The organism is Massilia arenae, assembly GCF_008014745.1.
Lineage (GTDB): Bacteria > Pseudomonadota > Gammaproteobacteria > Burkholderiales > Burkholderiaceae_D > Telluria > Telluria arenae.
In genome coordinates, this window is the sequence record NZ_VPFD01000009.1 from 18,712 (window position 1) to 43,915 (window position 25,204).

At 64.9% G+C, this 25,204-nt stretch carries 21 protein-coding genes and 1 pseudogene; 13 read left to right on the plus strand and 9 right to left on the minus strand.

From position 1 onward, the window contains the following. Positions 1-61 precede the first annotated feature (61 nt). Positions 62-1,294, plus strand: coding sequence for an argininosuccinate synthase (locus tag FVD38_RS09910; RefSeq protein ID WP_123072145.1), 1,233 nt, complete (start codon positions 62-64; stop codon positions 1,292-1,294). Positions 1,295-1,558: 264 nt separating this feature from the next. Continuing rightward, positions 1,559-1,852 carry a GIY-YIG nuclease family protein gene (locus FVD38_RS09915; protein WP_147934668.1) on the plus strand — a complete coding sequence of 98 codons (294 nt, stop codon included), beginning with the start codon at positions 1,559-1,561 and terminating at the stop codon, positions 1,850-1,852. Between the two features lie 9 nt (positions 1,853-1,861). On the opposite strand, the gene blaOXA is transcribed toward FVD38_RS09915, so the two are convergent. The 6 genes and pseudogenes from blaOXA to murB all read right to left on the minus strand — a co-directional run bounded on the left by blaOXA (position 1,862) and on the right by murB (position 7,386). Then, positions 1,862-2,629, minus strand: a complete 768-nt coding sequence (blaOXA, locus tag FVD38_RS27185) for a class D beta-lactamase (protein WP_147934776.1) — start codon at positions 2,627-2,629, stop codon at positions 1,862-1,864. Then, positions 2,618-3,460, minus strand: a pseudogene (bla, locus tag FVD38_RS27190) (subclass B3 metallo-beta-lactamase); the annotation flags it as partial. The pseudogene bla and the gene blaOXA, both read right to left, overlap by 12 nt. 21 nt (positions 3,461-3,481) lie before the next feature. Then, on the minus strand, positions 3,482-5,197 hold the full coding sequence (locus FVD38_RS09925; RefSeq protein ID WP_147934669.1) for a M56 family metallopeptidase: 1,716 nt from the start codon (positions 5,195-5,197) through the stop codon (positions 3,482-3,484). Continuing rightward, positions 5,194-5,577, minus strand: a complete 384-nt coding sequence (locus tag FVD38_RS09930) for a BlaI/MecI/CopY family transcriptional regulator (RefSeq protein WP_147934670.1) — start codon at positions 5,575-5,577, stop codon at positions 5,194-5,196. The genes FVD38_RS09925 and FVD38_RS09930 overlap by 4 nt, the downstream gene beginning before the upstream one ends. A 62-nt stretch (positions 5,578-5,639) precedes the next feature. Next, complete coding sequence (locus FVD38_RS09935) at positions 5,640-6,347, minus strand: SDR family oxidoreductase (RefSeq protein WP_147934671.1); 708 nt, start codon at positions 6,345-6,347, stop codon at positions 5,640-5,642. Positions 6,348-6,357: 10 nt separating this feature from the next. After that, entirely contained in the window at positions 6,358-7,386 is a 1,029-nt protein-coding gene (gene murB, locus FVD38_RS09940) for a UDP-N-acetylmuramate dehydrogenase (RefSeq protein WP_187271534.1), read from the minus strand. Between the two features lie 301 nt (positions 7,387-7,687). On the opposite strand from murB, the gene FVD38_RS09945 reads away from it, so the two are divergent. Both FVD38_RS09945 and FVD38_RS09950 read left to right on the plus strand, forming a co-directional pair. Further along, positions 7,688-8,173: a YajQ family cyclic di-GMP-binding protein gene (locus FVD38_RS09945; RefSeq protein WP_123070872.1), complete on the plus strand. Its 486-nt coding sequence runs from the start codon at positions 7,688-7,690 to the stop codon at positions 8,171-8,173. A gap of 176 nt (positions 8,174-8,349) precedes the next feature. Continuing rightward, positions 8,350-9,618 carry a nitronate monooxygenase gene (locus FVD38_RS09950; protein WP_147934673.1) on the plus strand — a complete coding sequence of 423 codons (1,269 nt, stop codon included), beginning with the start codon at positions 8,350-8,352 and terminating at the stop codon, positions 9,616-9,618. A gap of 198 nt (positions 9,619-9,816) precedes the next feature. Here the strand turns inward: FVD38_RS09950 and FVD38_RS09955 are convergent, their stop codons facing one another. Next, positions 9,817-11,364 carry a catalase gene (locus FVD38_RS09955; RefSeq protein ID WP_147934674.1) on the minus strand — a complete coding sequence of 516 codons (1,548 nt, stop codon included), beginning with the start codon at positions 11,362-11,364 and terminating at the stop codon, positions 9,817-9,819. A gap of 250 nt (positions 11,365-11,614) precedes the next feature. On the opposite strand from FVD38_RS09955, the gene FVD38_RS09960 reads away from it, so the two are divergent. The 3 genes from FVD38_RS09960 to FVD38_RS09970 all read left to right on the plus strand — a co-directional run bounded on the left by FVD38_RS09960 (position 11,615) and on the right by FVD38_RS09970 (position 17,257). Then, on the plus strand, positions 11,615-13,924 hold the full coding sequence (locus FVD38_RS09960; RefSeq protein WP_147934675.1) for an FdhF/YdeP family oxidoreductase: 2,310 nt from the start codon (positions 11,615-11,617) through the stop codon (positions 13,922-13,924). Then, positions 13,921-14,802 (plus strand): formate dehydrogenase accessory sulfurtransferase FdhD, encoded by an 882-nt coding sequence (gene fdhD / locus FVD38_RS09965; RefSeq protein ID WP_147934676.1) that lies wholly within the window; start codon positions 13,921-13,923, stop codon positions 14,800-14,802. The genes FVD38_RS09960 and fdhD overlap by 4 nt, the downstream gene beginning before the upstream one ends. A 94-nt stretch (positions 14,803-14,896) precedes the next feature. Next, positions 14,897-17,257: a sensor domain-containing protein gene (locus tag FVD38_RS09970; protein ID WP_147934677.1), complete on the plus strand. Its 2,361-nt coding sequence runs from the start codon at positions 14,897-14,899 to the stop codon at positions 17,255-17,257. Between the two features lie 112 nt (positions 17,258-17,369). On the opposite strand, the gene FVD38_RS09975 is transcribed toward FVD38_RS09970, so the two are convergent. Beyond that, positions 17,370-18,308: an exopolyphosphatase gene (locus FVD38_RS09975; protein ID WP_147934678.1), complete on the minus strand. Its 939-nt coding sequence runs from the start codon at positions 18,306-18,308 to the stop codon at positions 17,370-17,372. A gap of 256 nt (positions 18,309-18,564) precedes the next feature. Between FVD38_RS09975 and FVD38_RS09980 the strand changes: the two genes are divergently transcribed. The 6 genes from FVD38_RS09980 to FVD38_RS10005 all read left to right on the plus strand — a co-directional run bounded on the left by FVD38_RS09980 (position 18,565) and on the right by FVD38_RS10005 (position 24,448). After that, complete coding sequence (locus tag FVD38_RS09980; RefSeq protein ID WP_147934679.1) at positions 18,565-19,848, plus strand: sensor histidine kinase; 1,284 nt, start codon at positions 18,565-18,567, stop codon at positions 19,846-19,848. Positions 19,849-19,931: 83 nt separating this feature from the next. Next, complete coding sequence (locus FVD38_RS09985) at positions 19,932-20,699, plus strand: LytR/AlgR family response regulator transcription factor (protein WP_147934680.1); 768 nt, start codon at positions 19,932-19,934, stop codon at positions 20,697-20,699. Positions 20,700-20,816: 117 nt separating this feature from the next. Further along, complete coding sequence (locus FVD38_RS09990) at positions 20,817-21,995, plus strand: PAS domain-containing sensor histidine kinase (protein WP_147934681.1); 1,179 nt, start codon at positions 20,817-20,819, stop codon at positions 21,993-21,995. A gap of 162 nt (positions 21,996-22,157) precedes the next feature. After that, the gene (locus FVD38_RS09995) at positions 22,158-23,186 is read left to right on the plus strand and encodes a porin (RefSeq protein WP_147934682.1); all 1,029 of its coding nucleotides are present in this window, start codon (positions 22,158-22,160) and stop codon (positions 23,184-23,186) included. Positions 23,187-23,411: 225 nt separating this feature from the next. Next, positions 23,412-23,978 (plus strand): Xre family toxin-antitoxin system antitoxin, encoded by a 567-nt coding sequence (locus FVD38_RS10000; protein ID WP_147934683.1) that lies wholly within the window; start codon positions 23,412-23,414, stop codon positions 23,976-23,978. Further along, a complete protein-coding gene (locus tag FVD38_RS10005) occupies positions 23,975-24,448 on the plus strand; it encodes an RES family NAD+ phosphorylase (RefSeq protein ID WP_147934684.1) in 474 nt (157 codons plus the stop codon). The genes FVD38_RS10000 and FVD38_RS10005 overlap by 4 nt, the downstream gene beginning before the upstream one ends. A gap of 25 nt (positions 24,449-24,473) precedes the next feature. Here the strand turns inward: FVD38_RS10005 and FVD38_RS10010 are convergent, their stop codons facing one another. Continuing rightward, a complete protein-coding gene (locus tag FVD38_RS10010) occupies positions 24,474-25,139 on the minus strand; it encodes a GNAT family N-acetyltransferase (protein ID WP_229493560.1) in 666 nt (221 codons plus the stop codon). Between the last annotated feature and the right edge of the window lie 65 nt (positions 25,140-25,204).

The window sequence follows — 25,204 nt, forward strand, 5'->3', positions numbered from 1 at the left end:
GATGGATTTGCGCGCCAGCTGACCATTACTCCTCTACCATCCCTCCATCACTGGAACTCCCATGAGCGACATCAAGAAAGTAGTACTTGCCTATTCCGGCGGCCTCGACACCTCCGTCATCCTGAAATGGCTGCAAGACAATTATGGCTGCGAAATCGTCACCTTTACCGCCGACCTCGGCCAAGGTGAGGAACTGGAACCGGCGCGCGCCAAGGCGCTGAAATTCGGCATCAAGCCAGAGAATATCTATATCGACGATGTGCGCGAAGAGTTCGTGCGCGACTTCGTGTTCCCGATGTTCCGCGCCAACACCGTGTATGAAGGCGAATACCTGCTGGGCACCTCGATCGCGCGTCCGCTGATCGCCAAGCGCCTGATCGAGATCGCCAACGAGACCGGCGCCGACGCCGTCTCGCACGGCGCGACCGGCAAGGGCAACGACCAGGTGCGCTTCGAGCTGGGCGCCTATGCGCTGAAACCCGACGTCAAGATCATCGCCCCATGGCGCGAATGGGACCTGCTGTCGCGCGAAAAACTGCTGAAGTACGCGGAAGACGCCGGCATCGCGGTCGACATGAAACACAAGAACGGCGGCGCGCCGTACTCGATGGACGCCAACCTGCTGCACATCTCGTTCGAAGGCCGCCACCTGGAAAACCCGAGCGCCGAAGCCGAGGAATCGATGTGGCGCTGGACCGTGTCGCCCGAGCAGGCGCCGGACGAAGCCGAGTACCTCGATGTCGAATTCGAAAAAGGCGACATCGTCGGCCTGAACGGCAAGCGCCTGTCGCCGGCCGCCGTCCTGACCGAGCTGAATCGCCTGGGCGGCAAGCACGGCATCGGCCGCCTGGACCTGGTGGAAAACCGCTACGTCGGCATGAAGTCGCGCGGCTGCTACGAAACCCCGGGCGGCACCATCATGCTGCGCGCGCACCGCGCGATCGAATCGATCACGCTGGACCGCGAAGTGGCGCACCTGAAGGACGACCTGATGCCACGTTACGCGTCGCTGATCTATAACGGCTACTGGTGGGCGCCGGAGCGCGTCGCGCTGCAGACCCTGATCGACCACACCCAGGCCACCGTCAACGGCTGGGTACGCATCAAGCTGTACAAGGGCAATGTGATCGTCGTGTCGCGCGATTCGAAGACCGATTCGCTGTTCGACATGAACATCGCCACCTTCGACGAAGACGGCGGCGCCTACAACCAGGCGGATGCGGGCGGCTTCATCAAACTGAACGCGCTGCGCATGCGCATCGCCGCCAAGGCGCGCGCGAAGCGCGGGCAGTAAGGCGGTTGGAACCGGCTTGATAGCTGGTTTCGGCTGCGATGGGAAGCCGCCTTTGGGCGGCTTTTTTTGTGGGCGGGGATTGTGGTGGTGTGCTGCGGGCTTGGGTTCCCGCCTTCGCGGGAACGACGTGTTCGAGTACGTGGCAGGAATCGCGTTGTCGGCACAATGCAGCCAGCATTGACGTCGTTCCCGCGCAGGCGGGAACCCAAGTCCATTTGACCAGCCACAAACGCTACCCATGACCGCCAGCACAAACTGGCCCCCATGGACAAGCCCTCCTACGTCTACATGCTCGCCAGCCGTCCGTACGGCACCCTGTACATCGGCGTCACGTCCGACCTGATCAAACGTATCTGGCAGCATAAGGAAGCCGCAGTCGCCAGCTTCACGAAGAGGTACGACGTCAAACACCTGGTCTGGTACGAAATCCACACCGACATCACCGCTGCCATCACCCGCGAAAAACAACTCAAACGCTGGAACCGCGACTGGAAGATCAACCTGATCCAGTCACTTAACCCATCCTGGCGCGATCTCTTTCACGAGATCTGCGCCTAGCCCCCTCGTTCACAAAAGCCCCAGCACCTGCAACGCCGCCTTCCCCAGCGGCACCCGCTTTGCGCCAACCGTATCGTCAGTGATGTCAGCATTCAGCGCGAACGCATACATCTTGCCGTCCTTCTCGACCCAGCCCACCCACCAGCCGATCTGGTTCTTGCGATCGTCTGGCATATACCATCCAGTCTTCGCGTACAGGTTCGGGTTATCCTCCTGGCGTACGATCTCGCGCACCGCCGCCATCGCCGGCTCCGGGAACGGCAGCTTGCCTTGCGCAAGTCGGCCCAAAAAGCGCGTCTGCTCGACCGCACTGATCTTCAACGGCCCCTCGAGCCAGAAGGCGTCGATGACCGCGCCCGCGTTCATATTTCCATAATCAAGTTGGTGCAATCCTTCCCGCATGCGCGGCATGCCGATGCGGCGCGCAAGCTCCTTGTACACCGGGACATTCGATATCCTGATCGCCTCGCGTAGCGGCATGTCCTTGGCCCACTCCGGCAGGTAGGTCGGCCCGCCGCCATACGGCAGCACTTCGTCAACGCTGGAGACTGCGCCGGTACTTAGGCCGATCAGCGAATTCGGGATCTTGTAGGTCGACGCCGGAACGTAGCGGATGCTCGCGCGCTGGCGGTCGTGGCCCGTGAATTCACCGGTGGCGACATCATGCACGACGAAGGTGCCGGTGACGCCTGCCTTCTCGAACAGTTCAGTGATCTTCGCATTGTCGCGCCAGACGATCGCCGGGGTCTTCGCTTCCGCCGCCAGCGTTTTCTGCAGCCGCGCGCGGCCCTTGTCGGCGTAGGTACGGCAAGCGGTCTTGTCGACGAAAGCCGCGTTACCCAGCTTGGCGCGCTGCGCGTGGCGCTTCCACAAGTCGCTCCCTTCCGGGTGGGCCGAGACCAGCACGTCGCAAGGCAGCGCCGCGACTTTCGCAATCGAGCGCTCGACGTCGCCGCGCGCGTTCGGATAGGCCGGGTCGCCGCTGTAGCGGAAGGCCCCGGCGCCGATGGCGTTCAGGCTGTCGGCGTACACCATGTTCACGCGCTTGCCGCCATCGTTCGATACCCAGGTCCAGGTCGAACCGCCCTGGGTGTGGCCGGGCGTCGCGTGCAGGGTAACGGCCAACGGGCCAACCTTGACCGTTTCGCCATCGCGCACGATGCCGACCTTGGCCACCGGCGCCATGTCGTGTTCGAGCAGGCCGGCATATTGCGGATCGCCGCGACTGGCCTTGCCGGAGCGCAGGACCGGCGCTGCGGCGGCGGTCGCCTTGACCTCGGCGCCGGACAGCCGCTGCAACTCGGCGATCCCGCCCGCGTGGTCGAAGTGCTCGTGCGAATTGAGGATGATGCGGATGTCCTCGACCTTGAAACCGAGCTTGCGGACATTGGCCGCGATCTGGCTTGCCGCCTCGGGGATGGCGCCATCGATCAGGATGTGTCCCTGCTTCGAGGCGATCAGCACCGCGCTGAGGCCGCGCGTGCCAACGTAATAGCTGTCGCTGGACAGGGCGAAGGGTTCCTGCGGCGTGTTCCAGTCGTCGGCGGATGCGAAAGGCATGCACGTGACGAGTCCTGCCGCGGCCAATGCCAGGCTTGTGATCTTCATGAAGGGTTCCTCAAATAAGGTTTAGAGCGCGTCCAGCCTTGACGGCAGTTCGCGCAGGAAGGCTTCTTTCAATAGCGGACCGGCTGCGCGCTCCGGGTGCTGCCGGTCGAGGGTCAGGCGCGTGAACACGATCGTGCGCCCTTCCTTGCTGGCCCAGCCGACGAACCAGCCATAGGAGCGCGGCGGATCTTGCGAACCCTTCGGCTGCTCCAGCACGGCGGTGCCGGTCTTGGCGTAGACGTCCCAGCCATTCGGCAACGTGGGTAGCCGCAGCAGGGTCGCCGTCATGTCATAGGCGTGCGGATTCAAACCCAGCTCGCGGTTGACGACCTTGCGTAGGAAAGCCGCCTGCTCTTGCGGCGAGACCTGCAGCGAGGAACCGATCCAGGCATCGGTGACGCCGCCCGACAGGTCGCGGTTGCCGTAATCGAAGCGCTGCAGATACGATTGCAAGCCATCGAGACGAAGGCGCGAGGTCACCTGCTGCGCATACCACACGGTCGAGTTGCGGATCCAGCTCGTCGGGTCGGTGGTGGTGCGCCAGGCCGGCAGCCAGTCGATATAGCCCTTCTTGAAAGGCAGCGCCGGCGTGTGGGCGTCGAGCAGGATGCCCGCGTCATAACCCATCAGGCTGACGACAATATTGAACGTGGAGGCCGGCGTGGCGCGCACGCCGCAATCGCCCTGCTCCACCAGGCGCGCGCCGCTCGCGGCGTCGAGCATGAGGGTGCAATCGAGCGTCTTGGGATGGCTGCTCCAGGCCAGCGCGGGCTGCAGCGCCAGGTTGCCGGCGAAGGCCAGCGCCAGGATCGCGAGTCCGGCGCCGCGCGCCAGTACGGCATAGCGCGCCGCGCCCGGGACGCGGATCAGTTCGACCCGGGCCGCCAGCGTATCGGGACTGACGCCGCCGAATGCCAAGGCCCCGTGCACCCCATGATGTTGCATGCGCAACTGTGCGACCAGTGCGGCGGCGTAGGCGCGGCGCTCGCGCGGCGGCCGGCCGCGCAACACGTCGCGGTCGCAGCCGAGTTCTTGCGCCCAGCTGAGTTTTTCGCGCAGCAGGCGCATGGCGGGATTGAACCAGCACAGCGCCTGCAGCATGGCGCCCGCCGTCAGCCACCACAGGTCGCCGCGACGCCAGTGCGTCAGTTCATGGGCCACGATCAGCTCGCGCTGCAGCGGATCGATGTCGCGCAACGATAGCGGCAGCAGCAGCCGCGGCCTGAATGGTCCGACCAGCATGGGCGGGATCGGGGCGTCGACTTCGACGATGCCCGGCCCGCTTGCAGCTGGCTGGCGCGCACCGCCTCGCATCAGCCGGTTCAGCGTCCGCTGGCCGCGCCAGAGCCGGCCCAGCATCCATGCCAGGCCAAGCGCATAGGCCAGCACCCAGGCCCAGGCCAGCCATGCCAGCGGGGAACGCCCCTCCACGGCGGCCGCCAGCATGCCGGCGACGGTCTCGGGGGCCATGTCGACAACGGGCAGTGTCGTTGCCGCGGCGCTCACATCGACTTCGAACACCGGCTGCATATTCGCCTGCCGCGCAGGAGGCATCAGCAGCAGCAGGAAGGTGGCCGCGATCGCGGCCTGTCCCAGCAGCCAGGTCGAGCGCTGCATGCCCAGCGCCGGCAGCGCGCGCCGCGCCAGCCGGGTCGCGCCCCATACCGCCAGCCCAGCCGCCAGGCAGCCCGCGCTGGCGAACAGGAAGCGGATGGCCAGCTGGTCGAGCGCGCTCATGGCGCATCGCCCTTGTCGTCGGGCCAGTCATTGAGCAGCTGCTCCAGGCGGGCCAGCTCCGCATTGTCGACCAGCTTGCTGCCGGTGAACATATTGACCGGCAGCGGCGTATCGATTTCCATCACACGCCGACCGAAGTCATGGGCGAAGGCGGCCAGGGTGTCGACCTTGTCGCTCACCGCCTCGTACACCTGCACGCCATGGCGCAGCTCCTGGCGCACCATGTTTTTCTCCAGCATGCGTTCGAGCGTCTTGCGGGTCGAAGAATATGACCAGGCCAGTTCCTCGACCACGGCGTCATGGATTTCGCGGGCGCTCAGTGGCTGCCGGCGCCACAGGGCTTTCAGCAGGCTCAGTTCGGTGATCGAGGGGACAGCCATGAACAACACTCCAGATTGCGACGGTAGCCACAATCATGCGACAAATGTCGCAAGGCTGTCAACTAGCTACGCAAGTCATCCACCGGCTCGCTGCCGAATCCTGGCGCCAGCAGATAATCGACCAGCTTGCTGGCGCATGCCTCGGGCGAATCCAGCGCGCCGCCCTCCTTCAGCGCGACGAACCGCTCGCGCATCGGGAAATCGGCGTCCGGCGTGGCGCGGATCGCGGCCTGCATATCGGTGTCGATCACGCCCGGCGCCAGGCTGCAGGCGCGCACGCCCGTGTCACCGTCGAGCAGTACCGCGCGCGCATGCTGGTCGAGCGCCGCCTTGGTCGCGCAATACACGGCCCAGCCGGGATAGGCATTGCGCGCCGCGCCGCTCGAAACGTGCAGGATGCGGCGCTGGGCCTTTGGCGCGGCCCGCACGAAGGCGGCGGCCAGCGCCAGTGGCGCGCCCACATTGAGCGCGACCGCGCGCAGCACCTCGGCAGGATCCTGCGCGGCCAGCGGACCGACCGGCGTGACGACGCCGGCATTGTTCACCAGGAGCGCATCGCCTGCATTCTGCAGAAAATCGCGCAGCGCATCGCCCGCGAGCCAGGCCTGCAGGGCGGCCGGATCGGCCATGTCGAGCTCGATCTGCTCGATGCCGGCCAGTGACGAACGTCCGCGCGCCAGGCCCAGCACGGCAATGCCGCGCGCCTGCAATTCGGCCGCGACCGCGGCCCCGAGACCGCGGGTGTAGCCGGTGACGATTGCCTTCTTCATATGCAAGTCCTTAAATGAAAACGGGTTCGGGTTCGAGCGCCACGCCATAGCGGGCCGCCACGTCGGACTGGATGGCCTGGGCCAGGCGAACCACATCGGTCCCCAGCGCGCCGCCAAGGTTCACCAGGACCAGCGCCTGCTTGTGGTAGACACCGGCCGGGCCGATGTTCTTCCCCTTCCAGCCGCACTGATCGATCAGCCAGCCCGCCGCCAGCTTCTCGCTGCCGTCCGGCTGGGCATGGTGGACGAGGTTCGGATACATCTCCAGCAGGCGCCGGCATTCCTCGCCCGACACCACCGGGTTCTTGAAGAAACTGCCGGCATTGCCGATCTCCAGTGGATCGGGCAGCTTGCGGCGTCGGATCGCTTCCACGATGGCGCCGATATCGCCAGGCGTCGGCGCCGCCAGCCCCGCTTCCTGCACCGCATTGGCCAGTTCGGCATAGCGCAGGTTCGGCTGCCAGGCGGCCGGCAGGGCGAAGGTGACGTCCAGCACGATCAGATCGCGGCCAATGGCGTGCTTGAAGATGCTGTCGCGGTAGCCGAAGCGGCAGGCGGCGGCGTCCAGGGTGAGGATCTGGCCGCTGGCCATGTCGAAGGCCGTCAGGCTGTGAAACACATCCTTGGTTTCGACGCCATACGCCCCCACGTTCTGGATGGGTGCAGCGCCGACCGTGCCGGGGATCAGGGACAGGTTCTCCAGCCCGCCCAGCCCCTGCTCCAGGGTGAATCCGACGAAGGCATGCCAATTCTCGCCGGCTTGGGCGCGCACCAGGATCTTGTCGCCCTGCTCGCCCAGAATCTCCCGTCCCTGGCCGGCCATGTGCAGCACCAGGCCCTCGAAGTCCTGGGTGAACAGCAGGTTGCTGCCGCCGCCCAGCACCAGGCGCGGCAGATTCGCGAGAGAAGGATCGGCGCGCAGCGCCGTCAATTGCCCGGCGTCCGTGACCCGCAGGTATTGACGGGCGGTGACGGGGATGCGGAAGGTATTCAGCCCGGCGAGCGGCTGGTCGTGGACGATGGGCAGGTCTGGATGCATGACGTGTGGGATAAAAAATGTCGTTTCATTATAGTGGTTCACGCATTCCCTACTTTCCAGTCGGGCAAAACGGTCGCGATTCGGGCCGTTGTCCGCTAAAATAGAGGGATTAATCTAAGAGCCTGTCCCGGTAGGTGGGGGGAAGCTCATGGCGATGCATGGCGGGCGTGGGCAAGGCGCGAGGAGGCCGCATGGCGCGCCATGCAACGACGAGCAACGCAGCACACGCCTGCCAGGCGCGCCAGGAGCGACTCCCACCTACCGGGACAGGCTCTAATGCTTTATAAAATAAGGACACTCCATGCCATCGTTTGATGTGGTCTGCGAAGCAGACATGGTCGAAGTCAAGAACGCGGTCGAGCAATCGAACAAGGAAATCACGACCCGTTTCGACTTCAAGGGCAGCTCGGCCAATGTCGAACAAAAAGAGCGCGAACTGACGCTGCTGGCCGATTCCGATTTCCAGCTCAGCCAGGTCAAGGACGTGCTCATCAACAAGATGTCGAAGCGCAAGGTCGACGTACGCTTCCTCGACGAAGGCAAGGTCGAGAAGATCGGCGGCGACAAGGTCAAGCAGGTGATCAAGGTGCGCAACGGTATCGAGACCGAGGACGCGAAAAAGATCACCAAACTGATCAAGGAAAGCAAAATGAAGGTGCAGGCCAGCATCCAGGGCGAGTCGGTGCGCGTTACTGGTGCCAAGCGCGACGACCTGCAAACGGCGATGGCGATGCTGCGCAAGGACGTGCAGGAGCTGCCGCTGGCCTTCAATAATTTCCGCGACTGATCGCTACGCAGAGTCGCATGTGGCCGGCACGACCGGCTTGAAAAGCGAGGCGCACGCGGACGCGATCCGCGGCGCCTTGCCCCGCTTGGAGTAGAATGGCGCCTTGAAATTCATGCGTTTTCGTGACGCTGTGCGCCGCCGCAAACCCGGGCAGATTAGGTAGTCTAAGGATAGCAATGAAACGTGTTGATGATTTCCGCCTACGTATGGGCAACAAGGAATATGTGCCCATCATGATTGGCGGAATGGGTGTGGACATTTCGACGTCCGAGCTGGCCCTCGAAGCGGCCCGCCTCGGTGGTATCGGTCATATCTCCGACGCCATGTCCCAGGACGTGTCCGACCGCAAGTTCGACACCACCTTCGTTAAAGACAAGACGAAGACCTACAAGTTCAACATCAACAATATGAACAAGGCGGTGGTCCAGTTCGACCTGGATCACCTGGCCGAGGCGACCCGTCGCCACGTCGGTTCGACCATGGAAGCGAAGAAAGGCGATGGCCTTATCTACGTCAATTGCATGGAAAAGCTGACCATGAACGCGCCGAAGGAAACCCTGCGCGTGCGCCTGGGTGCGGCGCTGGACGCCGGCATCGACGGCATCACCCTGTCGGCCGGCCTGCACCTGGGTTCGTTCGAGCTGATCAAGGATCACCCGCGCTTCCGCGACGCCCACCTGGGCATCATCGTGTCCTCGGTGCGCGCGCTGCAATTGTTCCTCAAGAAGGTGTCGCGCCTGGATCGCAAGCCGGACTTCGTCATCGTCGAAGGCCCGCTGGCCGGCGGCCACCTGGGCTTCGGCCTCGATGACTGGAAGCAGTATGACCTGCACACCATCATGGACGAGATCCACGCCTTCATGCAGGCCGAGCAACTGGGCATTCCAGTGATCGCGGCCGGCGGCGTGTTTACGGGTTCGGACGCGGCCGGCTTCATGGAAAAAGGCGCCGCCGGCGTGCAGGTGGCGACCCGCTTCACCGTCACCCACGAGTGCGGCCTGCCGGACAGCGTCAAGCAGGAATACTTCCGCGCCAGCGAAGAAGACATCGAAGTCAACGGCGTGTCGCCGACCGGCTATCCGATGCGCATGCTCAAGAATACCCCGGCGATCGGCTCCGGCATCCGTCCGGGCTGCGAATCCTACGGCTACCTGCTCGACGCCACCGGTAACTGCGCCTACATCAACTCGTACAACCGCGAGGTGCAGGCCCATCCCGACCAGAAGAAAGTGGTCGTGATGGACAAGACCTGCCTGTGCACGCACATGCGCAACTTCAATTGCTGGACCTGCGGCCACTACACCTACCGCCTGAAGGACACCACCCACCTGCTGGCGGACGGCAATTACCAGATCCTGAGTGCGGAACACGTGTTCAAGGATTACCAGTTCAGCGTGAACAACGAGATCGCGCTGCCGGTGAAGCAGGAAGTCGCAGCGGCCTGAGCGCCGCCAAGTCGCGTCGTTTCTGCTACTAGCAAAAGACGTCGTCCCCGCGCAGGCGGGGACCCAGGTTACTCAGCACAGCCACTCATGCACATTCATGTGGTGAAGCTTGCAGACTTGGGTCCCCGCCTCCGCGGGGACGACTTTTTTACGCTAGCGGGAGACATCGCCTGCTAGCGGATCACTCCTTCAGCGGGATTACTCCTTCAGCGCCGCAGCCAGCGCCGCGATCTTCGCCGCATCGCCACCCACCGCCTTCACCAGGCGCTTGCCGTAGTCGGCATCGGCCTTCCAGAAGTGCGACAACATGGTGTCGCGGCTGTCCACGTTCTGCACACGCTTCAGGTCGCCCGACAGGTTGGCGATCAGGTCGTCACGGTCCTGGGCACTCAGCGAGCGGTAGAACTCGCCGGCCTGGCGGAAGTTCAGCGTCTTGGCGATGCGCTGCTGCTGGGTCGTGCCGGTCAGCGGCAGATTGCTCGAGCGGGCATTCGGGTCTTCGACCAGCGGCGCCAGGCGGCTCGGCTGGTAGTTCACGCTGCCCTTGCGGCCATCGATATTGCCCTGACCATCTTGCTGGTGATTACGCACCGGCACCAGCGGCTTGTTGATCGGCAGCGACTGGAAGTTGGCGCCCAGGCGGTGGTGCTGGGTGTCGATGTACGAGAACAGGCGGCCCTGCAGCATGCGGTCTTCCGACGCCTCGATGCCCGGCACCAGGTTCCCCGGCGCCAGCGCGACTTGCTCGGTCGCCTCGAAGAAGTTGTCAGGCACGCGGTCCAGGGTCATGGTGCCGACCTTGCGCTCCGGGATGCCGGGCCAGATCTTGGTTGCATCCAGCGGATCGAAGTCGAACTTGCCCAGCTCTTGCGGCTTGAGCACCTGCACGGTCAGGTCCCAGCGTGGGAACTTGCCGGCCTTGATCGATTCGTACAGGTCGACGGTGGCGTGGGCCGTGCTCTTGCCCTGCACAAGCGGGATTTCTTGCGGACGCAGGTTGCGCTCTCCCTGGCGCGATTTCCAGGCGAACTTGGCGTATACGTATTCACCCTTGGCATTGACCAGCTTGAGCGCATGCACGCTGCTGCCATCCATCTGGCGGTAGTTGGCCGGCGTGCCGTAGTTCGAATACACGCGGGTCAGCATGGCGGTCGATTCCGGCACGTGCGAGAAGAAGTCGAACACGCGCTCGGGTTCCTGCACATTGGTGACCGGGTCAGGTTTCAGCGCATGGATCATGTCCGGGAACTTGATCGCGTCGCGGATGAAGAAGATCGGCAGGTTATTGCCGACCAGATCCCAGTTGCCTTCCTGGGTATAGAACTTGGTAGCGAAGCCGCGCGGATCGCGCGTGGTTTCCGCGCCCGAGCGGCTCGGGATCACGGTAGAGAAACGCACGAACACCGGGGTCACGGTATCGCGCTTGAACATCTTTGCGCGGGTCAGGTCCGACAAGTCATCGGTGACGACGAAGCTGCCATGGGCGCCGGTGCCGGTCGCGTGCACCACGCGTTCCGGGATGCGCTCGCGGTCGAAGCGCTGCAGCTTCTGGATCAGGTGCACGTCCTGCAGCAAGGTCGAGCCACCGGGACCGGCGGTCTGGCTGTTCTGGTTGTCGCCGACTGGGGCGCCATTGTCCTTGGTCAGGGTCTGGGCATAAGCGCCCTGGGCAAGCGCCATGGCGCCGGCGGTCAGGGTCAGTGCGCACAAGGCCAGACGCCCGGAAGAAGGTAAAGCAAAACTCATAGTCAAAACCTATTTAAGTCCAAGTAGAGATAGCTATCTTATAGATGAGTATGTCATTTATGAAATCAATTATCTTTATTGAAACGATAGGTATTTGACTAATGCACTATTCGCGGTTATTTCAACCCGAGTGCGTCGCCCTTCTAATGACCCGTCATTTGTTCATGATTCCCGGCCAATGTGCGCGCTCGCACCGAGAGTCGGCGGAAGTGGCGGCTACGGTAGACCCTCCATCTGCAGGGAGAGCCCGATGAGCCAGCAAGAAAAACCCGTCCGCATCGAAGCCGCCACCATGCCCGCCGGCGGCTGGGGGTCGGTCGACGACGTCAAGAAAGCCCTGAGCGGCCAGCACGTGGTGCTGAAAGACACGCGCCTGCTGCTCAAGCAGAACAAGACCGACGGCTATGCCTGCGTCAGCTGCGCCTGGGCCAAGCCGGCCGACCCGCATCCTTTCGAATTCTGTTCCAGCGGCGCCAAGGCCACCGCCTGGGAAACCACGAGCCGTGCGATCGGCCCCGACTTCTTCGACCGCCACACGCTTACCGAACTGGAAAGCTGGAGCGACCACGCACTGGAAGACCATGGCCGCCTGACGGTGCCGCTGCGCTATGACGCCGCCAGCGACAAGTACCGCCCGGTCGATTGGGACGTGGCGTTCGCCGAGATCGGCGCCCGGCTGCGCGCCTGCGAGCGCAAGCAGGTGGTGTTCTATGCCTCCGGCCGCGCCTCGCTGGAAACCTCGTATATGTACCAGCTGCTGGCGCGCATGTACGGCAACAACAACCTGCCGGACAGCTCGAATATGTGCCACGAAAGCACCTCGGTCGGCCTGCAAAAGACCATTGGCGTCGGCGTCGGCACCGTGGGGCTCAATGACTTCAAGCACACCGACTGCATCCTGTTCTTCGGCCAGAACGTGGGCGTGAACAGCCCGCGCATGCTGCACCAGCTGCAGGAAGTGCGCGAGCGCGACGTGCCGATCGTCACCTTCAATCCGCTGCGCGAACGCGGACTGGTGAGCTTCACCAATCCGCAATCGCCGGTCGAGATGCTGACCGGGCACGAGACCGTGATCAGCACCCAGTACCACCAGATCAGGCCGGGCGGCGACACGGCCGCCATCATGGGCATGTGCAAGACCGTCTTCGCGCTGGACGACGTCGCCAGGGAAAGCGGCGCGCAACGTGTGATCGACGTCGCCTTCGTCCAGGAGCACACCCACGGCTTCGAGGAATTCGAGCGCGCCGTGCGCGCCTGCGGCTGGGAGGCGATCGAGCGCGAATCGGGCCTGCCGCGCGCCGCGCTGGAACAGGCGGCCGAGGTCTATTGCCAGGCCGGCGCCGCGATGGGTGTCTACGGCATGGGCATGACCCAGCATCGCAACGGCGTGCAGAACGTGACGATGCTGGTCAACCTGCTGCTCTTGCGCGGCAATATCGGCAAGTCCGGGGCCGGCATCTGCCCGGTGCGCGGCCATTCGAACGTGCAGGGCCAGCGCACGGTCGGCATCACCGAAAAGCCCGAACTCGCCCCGCTCGACAAACTCAAGGAGCAGTACGGCTTCGAGCCGCCGCGCGACGAAGGATTGACCACGGTCGATGCCTGCGAGGCGATCCTGAAGCACGAGCTGCAAGCTTTCATAGGCCTGGGCGGCAACTTCTTGCGCGCCGTGCCGGAGACGCGCCTGATGGAAGCGGCCTGGCGCGAACTGCCGCTGACGGTGCAGGTCGCAACCAAGCTCAATCGCAACCATGTGATCCACGGCAAGGCTGCCTACCTGCTGCCCTGCCTGGGACGGATCGAGATCGACCGCCAGCGCACGGGCGAGCAGGCGGTGACGGTCGAGGACAGCACCTCGTGCATGCACGGTTCGCGCGGCATGGCCGAGCCGGCCGCCCCTACCCTGCTGTCCGAACCGGCCATCGTGGCCGGCATCGCCAAGGCCACGCTCGATCCGAACCCACGCGTCGACTGGGACGCCTGGGTGGCGGACTACGGCAGCATCCGCGACGCCATGGGCGTCACCTTCCCCGAGATCTTCCACGACTTCAACGAGCGCATGTGGACACCGGGCGGTTTCCGCAAGCCGCTCGGCGCCGCCGAACGGATCTGGAAGACCGAGAGCGGCAAGGCCGAATTCACGGCGCCGGACGAGCTGCCCGGCAACCCGGACATGGACGGCGGCCCCGAGGTGCTGCGTCTGTTCACGATCCGCAGCGACGGCCAGTTCAACACCACGATCTATAGTCACGACGACCGCTTCCGCGGCGTGCACGGCAGCCGAATGGTGCTGTTCATGGGTCAAGCCGACATGACGCGCTACGGCCTGGACAAGGGCGACGTCGTGACGCTGCGCACCAAAGCCGACGACGGCGTCGAGCGCCGCGTCGACGGCCTGCAGATCGTGCCCTACGACGTGCCGCCCGGCTGCATCGCCGGTTACTACCCGGAGTGCAATCCCTTGATTCCGCTGTGGCACCACGCCAAGGAAAGCAAGGTGCCGGCGGCGAAGTCGATCGACGTGCTGCTCGAACGCAGTGCCGCCGTGGCCGCGCCATGAACGCGCGCGCGCCGTTCGCCGGGGTCGGCGACGAGACGTTCGCGCTCGCCAGCAGCGTGCCGGCGTCAAGCTGGCACGATGGCCTGATCGAAGACGGCAGCGAGCTGCTGGCCGAGGAAGTACCTGTGGCCCTGGTCTTCAACGGCATCAGCCACGCCGTGATGCTGGCGTCGCCGCAAGACCTGGAAGACTTCGCCGTCGGCTTCTCGCTGTCCGAACGCATCGTCCGCGCGGCGCAAGACGTACGCGAAGTCGAAGTCGAGGCCGGCCCGCACGGGATCGCGCTCGCCATCGACATCGCGCCCGGCGCCATGGCGCGCCTGAAAGCGACGCGGCGCGCACGCCTGGGCCAGACCGGTTGCGGCCTGTGCGGCATCGACAGCCTGGCGTGGTTCGAGCGCGAGACCGAGCTTGACGACCCGCGCGACGGCGGCGTCCACGAGACCGGCAGCCCGTTCACGCCGCAGGCGCTGCAGCGCGCCATGGCGGCCATGGCCGGCCAGCAGCGCCTGCACCAGGCCACCGGCGCCATGCATGCGGCGGGCTGGGCCGACCGCGACGGCCACTTGCTGCTGGTGCGCGAAGACGTGGGCCGCCACAATGCGCTCGATAAACTGGTCGGGGCGCTGGCGCGCGCCGGCATCGACGCCGGCGACGGCTTCGCCCTCGTCACCAGCCGTGCCAGCTTCGAGATGGTGCAGAAGGCGGCGCGCGCCGGCATTGGCTTGCTGGCCGCCATCTCGGCCCCGACCGCGATGGCGGTGCGGCTGGCGGACCGCGCCGGACTGACCCTGGCCGGTTTCGTGCGCGGAGGCCGTCACGTGGTCTATACCCATCCGCGCCGCCTGCGGCCTGATGCTGTTGCGCACGGTACGTAACGCTTGCCAAGTGAATTCGGAACAGGTGTAAGCTGGCTTCACACAGGCACGAGCTGCTGCAGCACGTGCATGGAAGCGAGAAAGGCGGCCCGCCATGTCAGCGTTCGACCCCTCCGAGCAGGTCAGCTTCCTGGCCGATGAGGCTGGTACGATCATTACCTGGAATCCCCAGTGCGCCACACTATTCGGTCTTCCCGCCGCGGACGCCCTCGGCCGGGAAGCCGCCCAGTTGCTGGGTTCGCCGCCATGGCTGGCCCTGCGCGAGGATGGCGCGGCCCGGGTCGACTTGCCGGCGCCTGCGCCGCGTATGGCCATCGTCGCGCTGGCCGCCCAGCTCGATGCGAGCGGCGCCGCGCGCGGCTACAGCGTCACCGTCATCCCGGTCTCCGGCGCGCCGTCCGAAAGCGAACGCCTCGGCGCCACCGCGCTCAAGGACGTGGTCGACCTGTTGCCCGGCACCTTCTACATCCTGAACCCCGAGGGCCGCATCCTGATGTGGAACCATAACCTCGAGCGCGTTTGTGAAATGATGCCCGAGGAACTCGCGACAGCCAATGCTTTCGAGATGCTCGACGCGCGCGACCGGGTCGAATTCGCCGACAAGGTCCATCGCATGTTCGAGGACAATACCGAACTCGAGATGGAAGTCGACTACGTCGCGCGCAGCGGCCGCGAGACCCCCGTCCTGCTGCGGGGCGCCCGCATCGACTGCACCGGTGGCCAGTACCTGTTCGGCATGGGCATCGACATCTCCAGGCGCCGCGCGCACGAGCGTCAGCTGAACCTGTACAAGCGCGCCCTGAACGCCGCCAGCAACGGCGTGATCATCGCCCATAACGGCGGCGCCGACCATCCGATCGAATACGTCAACCCGGCCTTCGAACGCATCACCGGCTACGGGGCCGACGAGGTCATCGGCCGCGACTCGCGCTTCATGGCAGCGCCCGGGATGGACGCGGACGAGCGCAGCCGCATGCGCCAGGCGCTGCACGCGCACCGCTCGGTGCACGTGGTGATGCGCAATCTGCGCAAGAACGGCGAAGTGTTCTGGAACGACCTGCACATCACGCCGGTACACGACGACAATGGCCAGGTATCGCACTTCGTCGGCATCCTGGTCGACGTCACTGCCAGCAAGCAGCGCGCCGACCGCCTGGAGCACGAGGTCAACCACGACAGCCTGACGGGCCTGGCCAACCGCACCCTGATGTGGGACCGGCTCGACCACGCGGTGCACCTGGCCCAGCGCCATCAGACGCTGGTGGCGGCCGTGCTGATCGACCTCGACAACTTCAAGGCCATCAACGACACCTTCGGCCACGACGCCGGCGATGCGGTACTGAAGGTGGTGGCGCGGCGGCTGCAGGCCACCGTGCGCGACAGCGACACGGTGGCGCGCATGTCGGGCGACGAATTCGTGATGGTGCTGGTCGACCAGCCCAGCCTGCGCTTCACGCTGCGCATGGTCGAGCGCGTGCGCCGCGCGCTGACCATGCCGGTGGCCTTCCGCGGCAGCGAAATCCCGGTCGGCGCCAGCCTGGGCGTGGCCGCCTTTCCGCACGACGGCCACACCCCGGCCGACCTGGTGCGGGCGGCCGACATGGCCATGTACCGGGCCAAGAACACTGGCGGCGGCGTGCATTTCTATTCCAGCGAGATGCGCCTGGCCAGCGAGGCGCGCGCAAGCCTGGCCGGCAGCATGAAGAGCGCGCTCGACGACGACGAACTGTTCCTGCTGTTCCAGCCGCGCATGGACGCGCGCAGCGGCAAGGTGCGCGGCTTCGAGGCGCTGCTGCGCTGGCGCCATCCGGTCAACGGGGTGATGCTGCCGGCGGCCTTCCTGTCCGAGGCCGAGGAAAGTGGACAGATCGTCGAGATCGGCAACCGGGTGCTGGACCAGGCCTGCGCCTTCGCGCGCGACCTGCGCCATGCCGGCTATACGGCGCTGCCGGTGGCGGTCAACGTCTCGCACCGCGAGTACAGCCGGCCCACCTTCATCGCAGGCATCGCCGAGCGCATGTCACGCTACGGCCTGCCGCCCGGCACCATCGAGATCGAGATCCCAGAGGCCGACCTGATCAGGAATCCAGGACTGGGACGCGACCTGGCGGCCCAGTTGCGCGACGTCGGCGCCATGCTGTCGATCGACCAGTTCGGGCGCGGCATCTCCGACCTGAACTTCCTGCAGCAGCTGTCGGTGCGCCAGGTCAAGCTGTCGAAGGCGGCGGTGCACAATATCGCCGACCACGGTCGCGGCGGGTCTTTGGCCAAGGCCCTGATCGACATCGGCCGCAACCTCGACATCACGGTGGTCGGCGAAGCGGTCGAGACCGAGGCCCAGGTGGAGTTCCTGCGCAACCACGGCTGCGACCAGATGCAGGGCCAATGGTTCTCCGAACCGCTGTCGGCCGACGCGGCGCGGCATTTGCTGGCGCAGCGGCAGCATACTGCTTAGCCGTCATTCCCGCGTAGGCGGGAATCCAAGGCCGATGCGCAGCCGTGAACAGATACTTATGCGGTGACGCCAGAAGACTTGGATTCCCGCCTGCGCGGGAATGACGTGTCAACTAGCCTTCGCTGGTAATGCGCTTGACCAGCGCTCCAAGCACGTCCTCGGCCAATTCGTTGTCCACCTGGCAGGTGCCGGCATTCTCGTGCCCGCCCCCGCCGTATTCCAGCATCAGCGCGCCGATATTCGTCTTCGAGGTCCGGTTGAGAATCGACTTGCCGGTGGCGAACACGGTGTTTTGCTGCTTGACGCCCCACAGCACGTGGATCGAGATATTAGTCTCGGGGAACAGGGCATAGATGATGAAGCGGTTGCCGGCATAGATGACGGGCTCTTCGCGCAGGTCGAGCACCACCAGGTTGCCTTCGACCTTGGCGCAGCGCCGGATCTGTTCCTTGCAGCGCTCGCTGTGCTCGCGGTAGAGGTCACTGCGCTCGACCACGTCCGGCAGCACCATCAGTTGTTCGACGTCCTGGGTGGCGCAGTGGCCGATCAGGTCCATCATGAGCTGGTAGTTGGAGATGCGGAAATCGTGGAAGCGCCCGAGGCCGGTGCGCGCATCCATCAGGAAATTGAGCAGGTCCCAGCCTTGCGGATCGAGCACCTCGTCGCGTGTAAACCGCGCCGAATCGCCCTTGTCGACCGCCGCCATCATGGTGTTCCAGGCGGCCGGGAAGGTGCGCGCGCCGCCGTAGTGGTCGTACACCACGCGCGCCGCCGACGGCGCTTCGGGGTGGATGATGTGGTTTTCGCGGCGGCCGGTATTGCGGATGGTTTCCGACAGGTGGTGGTCGAACACCAGGTGGGCGCCGGCGACGTAAGGCAGATTGGTCGTGATGTCGCGCGCGGTGATCACGATCTTGCCGTCCTGCATGTCCTTGGGATGGACGAACAGGATGTCGTCGATCAGTTCGAGATGCCTGAGCAGCACGGCGCACACGAGACCGTCGAAGTCGCTGCGGGTCACGAGGCGGAATTTGTGGGGAATAGCGGACATCGGCACACCCTTTCGTCATCGGTTGTGATTGGTCCCGGCATGGCCCGGCCATCGGAGAAGATCATCATACCTTGCAATGTTTCTAATTAATAGCTGTTGAGTTCGATCATTTCCAGCGCATGAGTACCGTCCATTCCCCGAATCCTGCAGGCTGTCGCAGGGGACTGGCCCTGACGCGTCTGGCGCGTTAAAGTTGCATCATTCCAACGCTCCATCCGCGACGATCGATGATGGCGGACATACAAAATTGACGACCATGCAAGCACGCAGTTCGACACAACAGTATTTGACGGGCATCCTGTCCTGGCTCTACCGGGCCTTCGACGCGGTGGCGACCTGGGTTACCCAGCTATCGTGGTGGAAGTTCCTGCTATTCGCCTGCCTGACCCTGACAGCCGCCGGCATCTTGCAAGAAGAATTGTTCAACGGCCCGGCCCAGGAAGAGATCGCCCGCGCCGAGCGCGATGCCGGGCGGCGCAGCGAAGCCAGCATCCTGATCGACGAGAGCGGCATCCGCTTCAATCCGCGCACCCGTGCGCGCAGCGGCGCGGCCGAGCCGGCGGAACCTGCCGAACCGGTTCCGCCAGCCGATCCGGATGCACCAGAGGCGCCTCATCCGCCGCTGCCGCCCAAGCCGCCCGCCATCGGCGGCAGCGGCATCAATATCCATCCGGGCGACGATTCGGTCCATATCGAGCTGCCGCCCCAGATTGGCGAAGAATTGTCCAACGCCATCGAAGCGGCGGTCGAGGACGCCGCCGAGCAGAAGGTGTCGCGCTACCACAAGCAGGCCTCGACCTGGTTCATGAACTTCGTGCTGCTGCTCCTGCTGGCGCTGTTCGGCACCAAGGCCCTGGTCGGCGGCAAGAAGCGCGCCGATGCCGAGGCCCAGGTCGCCAACGCCGCCGCCGAGCGCGAAGCCATGCAGCGCCAGCTGTCGGAAACCAAGATGCAGATGATGCAGGCCCAGGTCGAGCCGCACTTCCTGTTCAACACGCTGGCCTCGGTCGAGCACCTGATCCGGGTCGACCCGCCGCGCGCCTCGGCCATGCAGCGCAGCCTGATCCAGTACCTGAGGGCGGTGCTGCCGCAGATGCGCGACAACGCGGTGCTTACCGGCCTTGGGCGCGAAGTGGACATGGTCAGCGCCTATCTCGTCCTGCTCAAGATGCGGATGGAAGAGCGCCTGACGGTCGATTTGCAGATCCCGGACGGCCTGCGCAGCGCGGCCTTCCCGCCGATGATGCTGCAATCGATGGTCGAGAACGCGATCAAGCACGGCCTGGAGTGCAAGCCCGAAGGCGGCACCCTCAGGATCGTGGCCGAGGTGGCCGACAGCAAGCTGCGCGTGACCGTGACCGACGACGGCGTGGGCTTTGGCGTGGTGCCGAGCGACGGCACCGGCCTGGGCCTGCAGACGATCCGCGACCGCCTCAAGCTGCTGCACGGCGACAGCGCCCGCCTGCACATCGGCGCCAATAGCCCGAGCGGCGTGATCGCGACGATCGAAGTGCCTTATCAGCTGTCGAAACAGGCTTGAGGCCGAGAGCTGGCGGCCCGGCTTGCCTGGCGCCCGGTTTCATTGAATAATCATTGAATAATAAACCTGAGAAGAGACTCACCATGCCTACCGCGATTATTGCCGATGACGAAAGACTGATGCGCGACCAGCTGCGCATGCGCCTGCAGGAAGCCTGGCCCGAACTGCAGATCGTCGGCGAAGCGAAGAATGGCGAAGAAGCCGTGCAACTGGTCGCAGAGCTCAATCCCGACCTCACCTTCCTCGACATCCGCATGCCGGGCAAGACCGGCATGGAAGCGGCGCGCGAGATCGGCGACGGTAGCCAGATCGTGTTCGTCACCGCCTACGACCAGTACGCGGTGGAAGCCTTCGAGCGCGGCGCGATCGACTACGTGCTCAAGCCGACCGAGCCCGACCGCCTGAAGATCACGGTCGACCGCCTCAAGGAGCGCCTGGACAAGCCGCAGGTCGCCGGCAGCGTCAACGACAGCGTGTCAGCCATGCTGAGCCAGCTGGCCGAGAAGATCGCCGCGCCGAAGCAAAAACACCTGCAATGGATCCAGGCCAGCATCGGCCAGGACCTGCGCATGATCCCGGTCGAGGAGATCCTGTTCTTCCGTTCGGACGAGAAATACACGGCCGTGCAGACGGCCGGCTTCGAAGCCCTGATCCGCAAGCCGGTGCGCGACCTGGCCGATGAGCTCGATCCCTCGCTGTTCTGGCAGATCCACCGCGCGACCCTGGTCAACGTGAATGCGATCGAGGGCGTGACGCGCGACATCCGCGGTCGTCACCTCGTGCTGGTCAAGGGCCGCCCGGAAAAGCTCGAGGTCAGCCGCAGCTTCCTGCACCTGTTCAAGCAGATGTGAAGCCGGCGCCGGCGCGTTCCAGCGCCGGCGCCTTGTCTGGTCTCAACGCCGGCATGTCTCCATGCGCGTAATGTAGAGGACCCGGTCCGCGTCCGCGGCCTTCCTCTTCTATCCCGCATGAGATCTCAGCGCAGGGCACGCAGTCGCCGCTCCGGTCCGGCCGTGCTGGTGGCCGGCTTTCTGGGCGGCTATTGCGCTGGCAACATGGCCGCAGCCCTGAGCCGGGCCCGCAGTCCGCAGCGCAAGGGGCGCGGCGTCGACAGCCGCCGCATCGTCCACAGCGCCAGCGACTCCATCCTGTCGGTCGACGAGGACGCCACCATCCTGCTGGCCAACCCGGCCGCGGCCCAGATGTTCAATTCCAGCGTCAGCGCCATGCAGGGCAACCGCCTGTCGCGCTTCATCCAGCCGCCCTCGCCTCAAGCGCACACCCCCTTCGATTTTTTCCCGGCCGGCGGCGGTCGCGCGGGACGGCGCGCCACCGACTACGCCGTCACCGGCATCCGCACCGGCGGCCAGCTGTTTCCCGTCGAGGGATCGATCTCGAGCGTCGAGCATGAGGGCCGCCTCGTGTTTACGGTGATCCTGCGCGACGTCTCCGAGCGCCACCTGGTGCAGCAAAAGCTGGCGCGCTCGCACGACCAGCTGCGCCAGTTGTCCTCGGCCCTGCAAAGCATCCGCGAAGAAGAACGCACCCATATCGCGCGCGAGCTGCACGACGACCTCGGCCAGTTGCTGGCCTCGCTGCGCATGGACCTGACCTTGCTGGTCCGTATCGACGAATTGCCGGATGCCAGCGTGCGCCTGCTGTCCGGCATGGAAACCAACCTGCTCACCGCCATCGCCTCGCTGCGCCGGATCGCCACCAACCTGCGCCCGCGCGCCCTCGACGAAGGCGGCCTGTATTTCGCGCTGCAGGGCTTGCGCGACGAATTCGTCGAGCGCCACGGGATCGGCTGCACCCTACTGGCCGACGAAGCCGAGCTGCGCCTGGACGACGCCGCCAGCACGGCGGTGTTTCGCATCGTACAAGAGGCGCTGACCAATATCGCGCGCCATGCCGGGGCGCAGAACGTCCTGCTCAATCTGTATCGCACCAACGGCGAGCTGCTGGTGACGATCCAGGACGACGGCCGCGGCATCCGCGCCGAAGACATGGAAAAAGCCCAGTCGCTGGGCCTGGTCGGCATGCGCGAGCGGGTCTGGGCCATGCACGGCGACATCACCATCGCCAGCGACGAACCGCCCGGCACCCGCATCGACATCGTGCTGCCGTTGAGTGGACATGTCGTCTAAAGTTTTCTACGGATGCCGAAAGTAAAGAATATTATTCGGGCTATTGCGTAAAAACAACATAGTCAGGATGTCATGAACTCGACATATTGGCTCGATAAGATCGCTGTCGATCTGAGTTGATTGATAACTCAACATCTTGTCGAAACTAAACTGGAGATCTTCATGAAGTATAAGTTCCTGGCTGCCGCTGTGCTGTCGTCCCTGCCACTGTTCGCCCAAGCCCAGACCAACGTCCAGATCTACGGCGTCATGGACGCTGCCATCGCCCTGGAAGACACCGATGCACCGGGCGAAGACCGCCGCACCACCGTCAGCTCGGGCAACCAGTCGAGCAGCCGCCTGGGCTTCCGCGGTACCGAAGATCTCGGCAATGGCCTGAAAGCCCTGTTCAACATCGAAGCCGGCGTGTCGCTCGACACCGGCGCCACCGACTCCCAGACCTTCGGCCGCCGCGCCGTGGTCGGCCTGCAAGGCAACTTCGGTACCCTGACCGTCGGCCGCGAATACTCGCCGATCGCCGCCGTCGCCGCCGCATCGGACATCAACGGCCAGGGCCTGTACGGCTCGAACCTGTCGGCCTTCGGCACCAACCGCCTGACCCGCCGCCTGGCCAACTCGGTCAACTACAAATCGAACTCGCTGTCGGGCTTCGTCGTCAACGCCGCCTACTCGACCGGCGAGAAGACCGTCGACCCATCGGGCGACCTGATCGGCGCATCGGTGGAATACAAGAACGGCGGCCTGTACCTGGGCGCCGGCTACCACGCCATCGAGCGCCTGGCCGAAGGCGACGACAAGGAAATGGCATTCGGCGCCGGCTACAACTTCGGCGCGTTCGAGATCAAGGGTAACTGGATGAAGGCCGAGCTGGAAGGCACCGGCACCGCTGTCAATCCTGAATACACCAACGCCAACATCGGCGCCTCGTACGCCGTCGGCGCGAACAAGTTCTTCCTGAACTTCCAGCAGCAGAAGCTGGACAATACCGATGCCAAGGGCAACACCGTGTCGGTGTCGTACACCTACTCGCTGTCGAAGCGCACCAACATCTACACGACCTACGCCCAACTGCGCAACAACGGCCGCGGCGCCTTCGGCATCAACGCCTCGTCGAACAACGTGACCCCGCCAGCCACCGCGCTGGGCGCCGATCCTTCGGTGTTCACCGTCGGCCTGCGTCACTCGTTCTAATCACGCAGGGCCGCACAGGTCGCCTACGGCGACCTGTGACGGTTTCCTCTTCGTTGCCGCGTCCGCGGGAACGCTTGACGCCGGCACATGCCGGCGTTTTTCATGGCGCCCACAATGATTTCCGCAGCCGTGTCGGGCCATCGCTTGCGACCGATCAATCAGCGGCCATACTCCAACGACTGTTTGTCTCACCTGAAGTAGAGTGAAGGATCAAAGGAGACGATCATGTCCAAGTCGAGAAAAGTGAAAGCAAGCGCAACGGCAGCGCATACCCGCAAGTCCGGCCATGGCGGCGCAGCATCCGGTCTGGCCGTTGCCGTCACCTATCCCAGCGCTGCCCCCACTGGCGAATCCACCCATTTTGTCGCCGAGGCGAGCCAGCTCTACCACGTTGACCCACAAGCCAGGATCGCGCTTATCCGCGAAGGCGTTCCCGCCGCCAGCATCGGCGAGCTTTCCACGCACATGGGCATCAGCAAGGAAAACCTGCTTGCGAGCCTCGGCCTGTCGCGGGCCACGATCAATCGCAAGGAAAGAAATGCCACGCCCCTGTCCAGGGACGAGTCGGAGCGCGTGCTCGGGGTGGGCATGTTGATCGGCATGGTGCACACCATGGTGCAGCAATCGGGCGATCCGGCCGGCTTCGATGCGGCGCGCTGGGTGGCCGGCTGGCTCGCCAGTCCGGTTCCGGCGCTGGCTGGCGCCACGCCTGCCAGCTATATGGACACCATCGAAGGCCAGCGCCTGGTGGCCGAACTGCTCGCAAGGACGCAAAGCGGGGTCTACGCGTGACCGTCACGGCCTGGCGCATCGCAAGCGAAACGCCGTACTACAACGCGCATGATATGCAGGGCATCGGCGCCAGGACGACAGGAGGACGATGGAACAGCAAGGGCACACCCGTCGTCTATTGCGCCAGCAGCATCGCCCTGGCCACGCTCGAAACGGTGCATTACTTCAGCGGCGAAGGCTTGCCCTACAACCGCTACCTGGTCAGGATCGACATCCCCGATGCGCTGTGGGCTGCGCGCAGGGTGCTCGATCCACCGCCTGTGGGATGGGACGCGATCCCGGCCGGGCTCACCTCCAGGACCGTCGGCGACGCCTGGGTCATGGCGCGCACAACGGCGCTTCTGCTCGTCCCGTCCGTGATCGTGCCCGACGAATACAATGTGCTGATCAATCCGCGGCATGATGGCGCCGCCGGGATCGGCGCCACCACGCTCAAGCGCTGGCACTACGATCCAAGACTCTTTTCCTGAGTCCACCACCGAAGCCTGCGCGGGCTCAGCGATCGGCCTCGGCAGCCTCGGTGCGCAGCAGCCGGGCCGCAATACCGCGCTCTTCTTCCGGCGAAAAGAAATAGGGATAGAACGAACGCTCGCCGGTGTCGATGCCGCGCTTGAACGCGCCGCCCACCGCCTCGACCTGTTGCGCCACATAGGCCAGGCTGACGTGCAGCAGAAAGGATGGCGCGTTCACCCGCGGATTCACCTTCAGTTCCCCTACCCGGCGAAAACCAAGCATGCGTTCGTAGAAGCGGCGATGGCGCGGATTGACTTCGATGACGGCATCGGTACAGCCATGCATCTCGCGCGCGTAGATAAAAGCCAGATGAAACACGCTGGCCAGCGCATGCTTGGACTGGACCGAATGGTCGAAGGCCAGCTTGGTGACCTCGGCCAGGCGCCCGCCCTCGCGCCGGAAGGCATCCAGTTCTTCCTTGTACATATGGTCCGCCATCAGCCCGCGGCCGGCATCGATCCCGATGGTCAGGGTGCCCACCACCTCGCCCTGGTCGGAGGCGGTCAGGGTGATGCGGTGCGGGTCGTCGGCGTCGAGCCCTGCCCCCTGGTAGCCGCGCCAGGAGTACATGCGCTCGATCAGCAGGCTGGCGCCGCTGCGGCCGTCGGGGCTGTCGGGCGAGCGCAGGCCATAGCGGGTGCGCGTCATGCGGCCACCCTCGGGAATGCTGACGATAGTGGTTCGGTGCGGTGATCGCGTGGGACGTTGGCGTG